This is a genomic window from Lishizhenia sp., from assembly GCF_033720595.1.
Lineage (GTDB): Bacteria > Bacteroidota > Bacteroidia > Flavobacteriales_D > Crocinitomicaceae > Lishizhenia.
Window position 1 is genome coordinate 1 of record NZ_JAWWCF010000094.1, and the last position, 11,304, is coordinate 11,304.

Below are 11,304 nucleotides of genomic sequence, written 5' to 3' on the forward strand. Positions count from 1 at the left end.
ATAAGGTGGAGTTAAAAACGTTGAATACTAGCAAAGCTACTGTTTTCTATAAAACGGGGAAAAGCAAAAAGGACCTCCTCTTATCGAAATGGGATGCAAGAAACACTGTTTCAGAAAACTTTGAAGTGAAGGAAAATAGCTTTTATGAATTTCTTGTCGTATTCGATTACGAAAGTCCGCTTACGTGTATAGAAATGTTCGAAGTAAGTGAAGCCGCAAAAAACCTTGATTAAAAAATTAAGGTGTACTGCGTTTTTATGGTCCTTTCATATATCTTTAGAAAAACGAATATAAGGGAATGAAAGACCTCAACTTCATTTTTCTATTGCTTGCTCTTTTGGCCGAGATTATCGGAACCATAGGAGGCTTTGGATCTTCAGTATTCTTTGTTCCCATCGGTAATTTTTATTTCGATTATCATTCTGTACTTGGATTAACGGCGCTTTTTCACCTATCGAGTAACGTAAGTAAAATCTTTCTTTTTAGAAAAGGACTGGATAAAAAGCTACTGCTCAACATAGGCATTCCTTCAGTTATTTTTGTGATTGCTGGAGGACTCCTGTCCAAATATGTCGCTTCTACATATTTACAAGTCATACTGGGTATATTCTTGGTGGCCTTCAGTTTATTCTTCCTCATTCGAAGAAATTTTGCACTGGCAGCGAATAAGAAAAATGCGCTCATTGGAGGAAGTTTCTCAGGCCTATCTGCAGGTTTATTAGGAACAGGAGGAGCCATAAGGGGATTGACCATGGCAGCCTTCAACTTAGAAAAAAGCGTATTTATTGCCACCTCTGCCTTCATCGATTTCATGATAGACTTTTCTAGAACCTTTGTGTATTGGGGCAATGGATACATTCATCAACACGATTTAAAATATGTTCCATTTCTCTTTATTATTGGTGTTGCTGGTTCTTATATAGGAAAACGTATCCTACACCACATTCCCCAAAATAAATTCAGAATACTTTCTTTGAGCTTTGTACTTCTGATTGGTGTTATCACCTTGATTCAGCTCTACTTCTAAAGTTTTTTATTCCTATTTCTAGAAACACGCTAGAAATAGCTATGGATTGAAAATTATTTCTTTAGACTCTTTCCCCGCCTGGATAGTATGGATAGCCCGCAGTGCCGAGAACTTTGAAAAACAAGAAGTGCCTGCGACCAGAGGAAGCTGAGCAATTGTTGCTTTTTGAAAAGTTAGAGACACGAGGACTAGGAAGGATAGCCAGATCAGCGGCCTAAAAAGACATGTACACTTAATAACTCATACTTCATTAATTCTAAGCATTACCCTCAACTACTTGGGATTATTTCTATTTTTGAAGGATGCAAAAACAAGAGATGGAAGTAGTTAAAAGTTTTCCGGTGATGGAAGAGTTTTACACCATACAAGGTGAAGGTTCTTACAGTGGTAGAGCGGCTTACTTTGTGCGTTTGGGTGGTTGTGATGTAGGTTGTGTTTGGTGCGATGTAAAAGAAAGTTGGGATGCGGAAAAACATCCTGAAACTACCGTTACAGAACTTTTGGACAAAATTACTGCAACTAAAACCGACTTTGTGGTTATAACAGGTGGAGAGCCTGCTATGTATGACTTGACCTATTTTGTGGAAGAATTGCATAAACTTGGAATAGAAGTTGCCATAGAAACCTCTGGGTGTTACCCTTTGAAAGGGGATATTGATTGGTACTGTTTCTCTCCGAAAAAATTTAAAGCTCCAGTAGAAGATGCTTATGCCAAAGCCAAAGAGTTGAAGGTTGTGATTTTTAATAAATCTGACTTTAAATGGGCTGAAGATCATGCAGCAAAAGTGAACGGAGATTGTAAACTTTACCTACAACCCGAATGGAGCAAAGAGGCCAAAATGTTGCCTTTAATTATTGAATATGTAAAAGAAAATCCACAATGGAGAATTTCTTTACAAACGCATAAATACATGCAAATACCTTAGAATGTATGCTTAAGAATTTATTGATACTTACCTTACTTTTCGCTTTTACCTCTGCTTGTGGTACGGCTCAAATGCAATACAGTAGCAAGGATAAAAAGGCAATAAAACTATTTGAACAGGCCAGAACATCTCCGGCCAATGAACAAATTGAAAAACTTACCAAGGCCCTAGAGAGGGATCCTGACTTTTTAGAGGCGCATGATATGATTAGTCAAGTCTACGCCCAAAAAGGAGAATTTGAAAAAGCTGTTTACCACGAAAAGGAATTGCTGCGTATCAATCCAGCACAAAACTTTAATGGAACCCTTTACCTTTCCATCGCTCAAAAACAATTTGCTCTAGGCGAATATGAAGATGTTGTAAAATACACCGACATGGTAATTAATTACCCGCGTAGAACAGTTGCTGAAGCAGTGATGCAGGAAGCACACGAATTAAAAAAATCTGCGGTATTCTCCATTGAAGCGATAGAAAATGCACGTGCAATAACACCGATAAACATTGGTCCTGGAATTAACACAGAACACGATGAATACTTCCCGACGATTACCGTAGATGGGAAGACTTTGTTGTTTACACGTAAACTTCCGGCTAAAAGCATCATGGGCTTCCAAGAAGATTTCTTTGTTTCTCAATTGAGCGATAAGTTTATTTGGCAAAAAGCAGTTGCCATGCCCTCGAATATTAACTCTCCCTTAAACGAAGGTGCTCCTACCCTTTCATCGGATGGGAAATCTTTGGTTTTTGTGGCTTGTGAATCTCCAGCTGGAGTTAGAGATTATGGCCCGAACAAACAAGGCTATGGAAGGTGCGATTTATTCTACACCAAGCAAATTGGAAGCCAGTGGGTAGACCCCATTAATTTACCAGGTTATGCCAACACATCAAACTGGGAATCACAACCTTCTTTATCTTCTGATGGTAAAACATTGTACTTTGTTCGAAAATCAGGACGAGGGTATGAGGCCAATTCTGACATCTACGTTACCTACAAAGATGATCAGGGAAACTGGTCTAAAGCGGAGCGTTTACCAACAAATATCAACACTCCCTTCCAAGAAACATCAGTTTTGATTCACCCAGATGGTCAAACCCTTTACTTTGCATCTAATGGTCACCCAGGCTTAGGTGGTTCAGATATTTTCATGGCTAAAAAGAACCCTGATGAAACTTGGGGGAATCCAATCAATTTGGGATATCCTATCAATACTAAAGCCAATGAAAATTCATTACTGGTGAGTGCAGATGGAGAAATAGCGTTTTTTGCATCAGACCGTGAAGGTGGTCAGGGTGGTTTGGACATCTACTATTTCGAAATGCCTGAAGATTTAAGACCTACAAAGACATTATATTTTGAAGGATACGTGTACGATGATGTAACTGGGAATCCTTTACCGGGTAAGTTTGAGTTGATAGACATTGCCAACGATGAAGTGGTGATTACTGCTGAAGCTGATAAAGTAAATGGTGAGTTCTTGGTGGCCCTACCTACCGATAGAAAATATGCCTTAAACGTGAGTTATCCGGGATATGCCTTCTTCTCTAAAAGTTTCGATATGACTTCTGGAGAAGACAATGAAGGTGTACATATGGACGTGCCTATGCACCCGTTGGCGCAAGAAAATGCCATTGTTGAATTAGAGAATGTATTCTTCGATTTAAACAAAACTATACTCAGAAAAGAATCCTTTACGGAGTTGGATAAACTGTACAAACTTTTAGCAGAGAACACAAGCTTGAAAATAGAAATTGGTGGTCATACCGATACAAGAGGAGATGCGGAAGACAACCAAAAATTATCCGAAGGTAGAGCAAAAGCCGTTTACGATTATTTGGTAAACAAAGGTATTGCAGCAGAACGTCTTACTTTTAAAGGTTATGGGGAAACACAACCTAAAATTACTGATGAAGAAATTGCTAAATTAGCTACAGATAAAGAAAAAGAGGCTGCTCATCAACAAAACAGAAGAACCGAATATAAAATCATAAAATAATGCACTTTATTAAGCTATTGCGTCCGATTAACTTGCTCATTATAGCAGCTACCATGTTTGGTTTAGCAGCTTATTTTGATGCTTACTTTTTACGTTATGAAGGCGAAAGCTTGATCTTCAGTCACACCTTTATTTTATTGGTACTCTCAACCGTACTGATTGCTGGTGCAGGTAACATCATCAATGATTATTTTGATGTGGTAGCCGATAGAATTAACCGTCCAGAACGTTTAATAATTGATAAACACATCAAAAGAAGATGGGCCATTGTTTCACACTGGGTGATCAATGTTATCGCCTTTGGAATTGCCGTTTATTTAAGTATTTACTTTGCGTCTTTTTGGTATGTTTTCATTCATTTGGTGAGCATTAATGTTTTGTGGTTTTATTCGAGCTATTTTAAAAGAACCAAAGTTTTGGGAAATGTATTGATTGCATTGTTAACCGCATTGGTTCCTTTTTTAGTTGGAATATTTTACCAACATCAATTATCAGGAAACCATCCTTTCATCTACCCTTTTGAACCTTTGGGAGATACGCATTACTTGATTTTATATATGGCAATGACCCTTGGTTTCTTTGCCTTCTTTTTGAATTTGGCCAGAGAAATCATCAAAGACATTGAAGACAAAGAGGGAGATAAAGAGCTACATGCACATACTTTACCTTTAACAGTATCTACTAAAAAAACGAAACTAATCAGCACTTTCATTTTGTTGATCCCTGCATTTTTCTCATGTGCACTTTACTTTATTCTAGCAGATATACGCATTAAATTCATCGATGTTGTGCCCCTTTTAATTTCTGCCTTCTTTGTGATATTGAGTATCCTTTGGTTGTGGAAATCGAGTCAAAAAGCCAACTACCACACCACTCATCTGTTAATTAAAGTAGCCATGATCTCTGGCTTACTAACACCATTTTATTGGTTAATTATAGCTTAAAAAAATGAAGTTAAATTGTCCAGAATGTAAATCTGAAATTGCCACAGAAAATCTAAACGTACTAACAGATGTTGCTCTTTGTACGACATGTCAAAATGTATTTATAATCTCTGAAAACGTACAGGATTCAACAACTTTAGGTTTTGATATAAATGATAGTCCAAAAGGTACTTGGCTAAAAAATGATTTCAACCAAACCGTTTTGGGAGCATCAACTAGATCCCCAATTGCTTTTTTCTTGGTTCCTTTTATGCTTGTTTGGACAGGTGGATCCATAGGTACCGTTTACGGTTATCAATTGATTAATGGAGAATTTGACCTACAACAATCACTATTTGGGATACCTTTCATAATTGGTGCAATTATTTTTTGGAGCCTTACCCTCATGACTATTTGGGGTAAAGTTGAAATTACACTGAATAATGAAGGAGGTAAAGTATTTACAGGAGTTGGGAATATTGGTCTTGTAAAAAAGTTTTCATGGAAGGAAGTTCAAACAATAAATGAACAAACTACTAATTTCAGATATCCAGGGAGTCAAGGAAATCGACTTGTAATGGAAGGTTCAAAAAGAATTACCTTTGGATCTAGTTTAAAATCTGAGAAACTGTTTTACCTAAAAAAGGCACTTCAAGTTTTAAAACAACAAAATCAGTGGAAATAATCCCTGTGTACATAGAAGGATAATTAATTTAAACTATCATGCGCAACAACATCAAAATTATCATAGGTTCAAAATCTCCTCGTCGTCAACAATTAATTAGCGGTTTAGGCTTAGACTTTGAGGTAAGAACAAAGGAAGTGGAAGAAATTTATCCTGAAGATTTACCTGCGCATGAGGTAGCTGAGTTTTTGAGTAAATTAAAGTCAGCACCTTTATTAGACACTTTAAAGGAGGGCGAAGTTTTACTAACTTCAGACACCACTGTCATCATCAACAACACTGTATTAGGCAAACCCAAAGATTTAGAAGAAGCCAAAGCAATGATCGCTTCTTTGAGCAATAACGATCATGAGGTAGTTACTGGTGTATGTTTGAGCAGCAAAGAAAAACAAGTCAGTTTTTGTGTAAGTACACGCGTATTTTTTAATGCATTGAGTCAAGAAGAAATAGACTACTACGTAGAAAAATTCCAACCCTTGGACAAGGCGGGAGCTTATGGCATCCAAGAATGGATAGGTCAGATAGGTGTTCAAAAAATAGAAGGTTCTTACTACAATGTCGTAGGTTTACCCATCGCCAGAGTCTGGGCTGAATTGAAGAATTTTTAAATTAAAACTCCTAATTGTTGCTTATCTCGATGACCTGTTGTCGTTTATTGCAATTTGAAGGATTTGTCTCTGCACTGCGCTCCGCTCGATAACCTTGATTGCAACTGAAGAATATTACTCCTCTTCCACATTCACTTTTCTCCTCATTACTCAAAACTATTATATTTAGCACCTTATAAATCTAGTATATGCAAAAAGGAGATAAGAAAACAATACGTGGTTGGGTATTTTACGATTGGGCCAACTCTGTATACAATTTAGTAATCTCAAGTGCCATCTTTCCTATTTTCTATAGCAATGTTACCAAAAACAAATATTTGGAACGTTTTCCGGATAGAGAGGAATTGTTACCCAATGAAAAGGTAATGGTAGACTTCTTTGGAATGGAGGTAGAAAATCAATTGTTGATTACCTACATTTTGAGTTTTTCTTTTTTGGTAGTTTCTGTACTATCCCCTTTTCTTTCTGGTATTGCCGATGTGGTAGGTAGTAAAAAGCGATTTCTTCAATTCTTCTGTTACCTCGGTTCTTTTGCATGTATGGGGCTTTACTTTTTCAGCGAAAACATATCCATTGGTATGATTTCCATCTTCCTGGCCAGTATAGGTTTCTGGAATTCATTGGTTTTCTACAACGCTTACTTACCTGAGATTGCTGAACCCAAAGATCACGACAAAATTTCTGCAAAAGGTTTCTCCATGGGGTATTTTGGAGCAATGATATTATTGGTTCTTTCCTTATTCATGATCATGTCATCGGATGAAACTAATGGACTTTACAATGCTTCTATCGCATCTTGGTGGAGGGTTGAATACTCTTTCATCGGTGTAGGAATATGGTGGTTAGGTTTTAGTCAAATTACATTTAGAGCACTCCCTCACAATGTTTACAATCGTAAAAAAGAGAAAGGTTATATCTGGAAAGGATTCAAAGAATTGAAAGCAGTTTTCCAAGAATTCAGAAAAACAAAAAGATTAAAAAGATTCCTTATGTCCTTTTTCTTCTTCAATACTGGAGTGCAAACGGTAATGCTTATGGCTGTTTACTTTGCTAAAGAAGAAATTGAATGGGGTCCAGGCGGTGGAGATACAGGTTTAATAGTTTCTATTCTACTTATTCAAATTTTAGCTGCAGTAGGAGCCTTTGTGATGTCTAGAACCTCTTCCCTTTTAGGAAATATCAATACACTTAAAATCGTGGTAGCGCTATGGTTTATTTTATGTGTTGTAGCCTATTATATCACAACACCTGTTGAATTCTATTTGTTAGCTGCAGGGGTTGGTTTAGTGATGGGAGGTGTTCAAGCTTTAGCGCGTTCTACTTACTCTAAATTTTTACCCGATACAAAAGACCACGCTTCCTACTTTTCTTTCTACGATTCTACAGAGAAAATTGGTATCGTTTTAGGAACCTTCTTCTGGGGATTGGTTTACGGTATTACGGGAGATTTAAGAGACTCTGTAATTTCTATTACCATCTTCTTTGCTTTGGGTATGATTTTATTATTTTTTGTTCCGCAAAAAGAGAAAGAAGCATAAAGGCTAAAAAAAAGCTTGTTAAGATTTAAGTAGTAAGGATTAACACTTCGGGTATCTCGACTCCGATCGATAACCTCTTGTTGATTTTTTTAGTTATTAAAATTAATTTTCAGGATTTAAAGGTTCGCGAGCGAAGTCGAGTGACAAATTTTTAAATAAAATTGAACTCATTTTTGGAGCGAATAAACTATATTTGTCCCCAATGGAAAAGCAAGTCATTCTCAATTCTAAGCATTTCGAATTAACGCTTAACAGACTTTGTTATCAACTCATTGAAAGTCATAACGATTTCTCAAATTCTGTATTAATTGGACTTCAGCCAAGAGGCGTGAAAGTTCTGGATAGATTAAAAGCGATGTTAGAAAATATCACAGGGCATTCTATTGCTTGTGGTACCCTAGACATTACTTTTTACCGAGATGATTTTAGGAGAAGAGAAAGACCCCCCATCCCAAGTGCTACCAATATCGACTTCAGCATAGAGAACAAGCGTATCGTATTAATCGATGATGTTTTGTATACAGGAAGAACGATCAGATCTGGTTTAGATGCCCTTTTGGCTTTTGGTAGACCAAGTGAAGTTGAACTGCTTACATTAGTTGACAGAAGATTCAAACGTCATTTACCCATACAAGCGGATTATGTTGGTAAGACGGTTGACACCCTTATTTCTGAGCGTGTTTCTGTTGAATGGAAAGAGATAGAAGGAGAAGATAAAGTAGTACTATATACACCGAACAATAATGGATAATCTTAGTGTAGACCATCTTACTGGAATAAAAGACTTAACCCCTCGTGATATTGAAATCATATTCGAAACGGCGGATAGTTTTAAGGAAGTGATCAACAGACCGATCAAAAAAGTTCCTTCATTAAGAGATATTACGATTGCCAATTTATTTTTTGAAAACTCAACGCGTACGCGACTTTCTTTTGAGTTGGCTGAAAAGAGATTATCTGCAGATGTAGTAAACTTTAGTGCGGCATCATCTTCTGTAAAGAAGGGTGAAACTCTAGTAGATACAGTAAATAACATCTTGTCTATGAAAGTAGACATGGTAGTGATGCGTCACCCCAACCCAGGTGCTGCAAAATTCTTATCAGAAAGAATAGATGCACGTGTAGTAAACGCTGGAGACGGAACACACGAACACCCAACACAAGCTTTATTAGACTCTTATTCAATCAGAGAAAAACTAGGAAGCGTTGCCGGTAAAAAAGTAGTTATTGTAGGTGATATTTTACACTCGCGTGTAGCATTATCTAACATCTACGCTTTACAAAAGCAAGGAGCTGAAGTTATGGTATGTGGACCAACTACTCTTATCCCAAAATACATTGGAGAATTAGGTGTAAAAGTAGAACACAACTTGCGCAAGGCTTTAGAATGGTGTGATGTAGCCAATATGTTGCGTATTCAATTGGAAAGACAAGACATCAAGTACTTCCCATCATTGAGAGAGTACACGATGTTATTCGGATTAAACAAAGAACTTTTAGATTCTCTATCTAAAGAAATTGTTGTGATGCACCCAGGTCCTATCAACAGAGGAGTTGAGATTACATCAGATGTTGCGGATAGCAAGCAATCTATCATTTTAAACCAGGTAGAAAATGGTGTAGCTGTACGTATGGCTGTAATTTACTTATTAGCTTCAAAAATTGAACGTTAAAAATTGAATCTTCACTAATTAAGAAATTTATTACATTTACCGAAAGCTAAAACAAATATGAACTTCGAAACTGCAGAGTTTGATAACTATTCCGTAATTACCGCTAAGGTAGATAAATTGAATGCCAGCAATGCGCCAGAATTGAAAAGCGTATTGGTTAAAATCAATAACGACAGTGTGAACAACATGATCATTGATTTAAGCGCTACAAAATACTGTGATTCTTCAGGTTTAACGGCTATTCTTACCGCTAACAGATTATGTAAAAACGGTAGTGGTCAGTTCATCCTTTGTGGATTAAACGATGCTGTGAAGAAAATGATTGCCATAGCTCAATTGGATAGAGTATTTACTATCGTAGATAATTTACCAGAAGCTCAAATTAAAATAAACGCATAAGTTTGACGCGCTTTGAAGTAACCGTTTTGGGCTCAGGAGCTGCAATTCCTACCCTAGAAAGAGGCGCTACTTCACACTACGTAAACTGCAACGAACGCCACATACTGATCGACTGTGGTGAAGGAACGCAACTTCAAATGCGTAAATTCAAAGTTCGTTTACAAAAAATCAGTCATATCTGTATTAGTCACCTCCACGGTGATCATTTCTTTGGTTTAGTAGGCTACTTGTCTACACTACAATTACTTGGAAGAAATGAAGGTTTGACAATTTACGGTCCAGAAGGATTGGAGCAAATTATCAAGCAGCAATTAGAAATCGGTGGTGCTCACCTTAATTTCAACATAAAGTTTGTCATCACTAACCCCAAAGAATCAGAATTACTTTTCGAAGATAAATTGATAGAGCTACACTCTATTCCTTTAAAACACAAAGTTCCAACTACTGGATTCTTGATTAAAGAAAAACCGAAGGAAAGAAATTTAATCAAGGAAGAATTCGATAAAACAGGATTAAGCGTTGCCTACATTTCTAAGTTAAGACAAGGGAAAGATGTAGAAAAAGAAGATGGAAGTATCGTTCGTGCAAAAGATGTGACTTTACCGCCTAAACGCACACGATCCTATGCTTTTTGTTCAGACACAGCTTACAAAGAAGACATCATTCCTTTGATCAAAGGCGTGGATTTATTGTACCATGAAGCTACCTTTACCAAAGACAAAATTGAACGCGCCAAGGCTACCAAACACTCTACCGCAGAACAAGCAGCCACAATAGCAAAAATGGCCGAGGTAAGGAAATTGATCATCGGGCATTTATCAGCTCGTTACAAAACCGTTGAAAAACACACCGAAGAGGCACAAGCTATTTTTGAAAAGACCCAGGTGGTAAATGACGGGGATCACTTCTTCATTTATTAAATCACCCTACACTCCAGTTTTACCCGCTTCAGTAGCCTTTCTTACAGACCCATGCTTTAACAACAACGCTTTGGCCGCATCATAATCTATAGCTAAATTGTTCGCAACCATTCTAGCTCCACGGTCAACAAGCTTTACATTACTCAACTGCATATCCACCATCTTGTTCCCCTTAACATGACCTAACTTTATCATTACAGCAGTAGAAATCATGTTCAAGACCATTTTCTGAGCTGTTCCGGACTTCATACGCGTACTACCAGTTACAAACTCTGGTCCTACCACAGGCACCAAAGCATGCTCTACAACTTCAGTCAGTTTACTGTTTGGGTTACACGTTATACCTGCAGTAATTGCACCTAACTCTCTTGCTTTATTAATCCCTCCAATAACATAAGGAGTAGATCCCGAAGCAGCTATCCCTACCAAGGTATCTTGCGCTGTAAAATTATTCTCCTGTAAATCTTTCCAAGCTTGATTAACATCATCTTCGGCAAATTCAACAGCTTTACGTATGGCAGCATCTCCTCCAGCAATCAAACCAATAACAGTATTAAAGTCAACACCAAAGGTAGGCGGACACTCCGAAGCATCCACAACGCCTAACCTAC

Annotated in this window: 13 protein-coding genes; 12 read left to right on the top strand and 1 reads right to left on the bottom strand. The window is 37.3% G+C overall.

What is annotated here, in order from left to right:
* From R3333_RS08115 to R3333_RS08170, 12 genes are all read left to right on the top strand, one after another.
* On the top strand, positions 1-233 hold a 233-nt coding region (locus R3333_RS08115), incomplete at its 5' end, for a hypothetical protein (RefSeq protein ID WP_318958288.1).
* Between the two features lie 65 nt (positions 234-298).
* Complete coding sequence (locus R3333_RS08120) at positions 299-1,027, top strand: sulfite exporter TauE/SafE family protein (RefSeq protein WP_318958289.1); 729 nt, start codon at positions 299-301, stop codon at positions 1,025-1,027.
* A 317-nt stretch (positions 1,028-1,344) separates the two neighbouring features.
* On the top strand, positions 1,345-1,953 hold the full coding sequence (locus R3333_RS08125) for a 7-carboxy-7-deazaguanine synthase QueE (protein ID WP_318958290.1): 609 nt from the start codon (positions 1,345-1,347) through the stop codon (positions 1,951-1,953).
* A gap of 5 nt (positions 1,954-1,958) precedes the next feature.
* Entirely contained in the window at positions 1,959-3,947 is a 1,989-nt protein-coding gene (locus R3333_RS08130; RefSeq protein ID WP_318958291.1) for an OmpA family protein, read from the top strand.
* Complete coding sequence (locus R3333_RS08135; RefSeq protein ID WP_318958292.1) at positions 3,947-4,891, top strand: geranylgeranylglycerol-phosphate geranylgeranyltransferase; 945 nt, start codon at positions 3,947-3,949, stop codon at positions 4,889-4,891. Before R3333_RS08130 ends, R3333_RS08135 begins: the two co-directional genes overlap by 1 nt.
* Before the next feature lie 4 nt (positions 4,892-4,895).
* On the top strand, positions 4,896-5,555 hold the full coding sequence (locus R3333_RS08140; protein WP_318958293.1) for a hypothetical protein: 660 nt from the start codon (positions 4,896-4,898) through the stop codon (positions 5,553-5,555).
* Positions 5,556-5,593: 38 nt separating this feature from the next.
* Entirely contained in the window at positions 5,594-6,163 is a 570-nt protein-coding gene (locus R3333_RS08145) for a Maf family nucleotide pyrophosphatase (protein WP_318958294.1), read from the top strand.
* Between the two features lie 188 nt (positions 6,164-6,351).
* Complete coding sequence (locus R3333_RS08150; RefSeq protein ID WP_318958295.1) at positions 6,352-7,701, top strand: MFS transporter; 1,350 nt, start codon at positions 6,352-6,354, stop codon at positions 7,699-7,701.
* Between the two features lie 202 nt (positions 7,702-7,903).
* Positions 7,904-8,452 (top strand): bifunctional pyr operon transcriptional regulator/uracil phosphoribosyltransferase PyrR, encoded by a 549-nt coding sequence (gene pyrR / locus R3333_RS08155; protein WP_090249133.1) that lies wholly within the window; start codon positions 7,904-7,906, stop codon positions 8,450-8,452.
* Entirely contained in the window at positions 8,445-9,374 is a 930-nt protein-coding gene (locus tag R3333_RS08160) for an aspartate carbamoyltransferase catalytic subunit (RefSeq protein ID WP_318958296.1), read from the top strand. Before pyrR ends, R3333_RS08160 begins: the two co-directional genes overlap by 8 nt.
* A gap of 57 nt (positions 9,375-9,431) precedes the next feature.
* Positions 9,432-9,773, top strand: coding sequence for an STAS domain-containing protein (locus tag R3333_RS08165; protein WP_318958297.1), 342 nt, complete (start codon positions 9,432-9,434; stop codon positions 9,771-9,773).
* 2 nt (positions 9,774-9,775) lie between these two features.
* Positions 9,776-10,693, top strand: coding sequence for a ribonuclease Z (locus tag R3333_RS08170; protein ID WP_318958298.1), 918 nt, complete (start codon positions 9,776-9,778; stop codon positions 10,691-10,693).
* Between the two features lie 6 nt (positions 10,694-10,699).
* Here the strand turns inward: R3333_RS08170 and R3333_RS08175 are convergent.
* Positions 10,700-11,304: N-acetylmuramic acid 6-phosphate etherase (locus R3333_RS08175; protein ID WP_318958299.1), on the bottom strand; the 605-nt coding region annotated here is incomplete at its 5' end.

What these genes read in the sequence shown, in the direction of transcription:
- R3333_RS08140 (WP_318958293.1), top strand. Translation starts at nt 4,896, where the DNA reads ATGAAGTTAAATTGTCCAGAATGTAAATCTGAAATTGCCACAGAAAAT.
- R3333_RS08165 (WP_318958297.1), top strand. Translation starts at nt 9,432, where the DNA reads ATGAACTTCGAAACTGCAGAGTTTGATAACTATTCCGTAATTACCGCT.
- R3333_RS08160 (WP_318958296.1), top strand. Translation starts at nt 8,445, where the DNA reads ATGGATAATCTTAGTGTAGACCATCTTACTGGAATAAAAGACTTAACC.
- R3333_RS08150 (WP_318958295.1), top strand. Translation starts at nt 6,352, where the DNA reads ATGCAAAAAGGAGATAAGAAAACAATACGTGGTTGGGTATTTTACGAT.
- R3333_RS08125 (WP_318958290.1), top strand. Translation starts at nt 1,345, where the DNA reads ATGGAAGTAGTTAAAAGTTTTCCGGTGATGGAAGAGTTTTACACCATA.
- R3333_RS08135 (WP_318958292.1), top strand. Translation starts at nt 3,947, where the DNA reads ATGCACTTTATTAAGCTATTGCGTCCGATTAACTTGCTCATTATAGCA.
- R3333_RS08145 (WP_318958294.1), top strand. Translation starts at nt 5,594, where the DNA reads ATGCGCAACAACATCAAAATTATCATAGGTTCAAAATCTCCTCGTCGT.
- pyrR (WP_090249133.1), top strand. Translation starts at nt 7,904, where the DNA reads ATGGAAAAGCAAGTCATTCTCAATTCTAAGCATTTCGAATTAACGCTT.
- R3333_RS08130 (WP_318958291.1), top strand. Translation starts at nt 1,959, where the DNA reads ATGCTTAAGAATTTATTGATACTTACCTTACTTTTCGCTTTTACCTCT.
- R3333_RS08120 (WP_318958289.1), top strand. Translation starts at nt 299, where the DNA reads ATGAAAGACCTCAACTTCATTTTTCTATTGCTTGCTCTTTTGGCCGAG.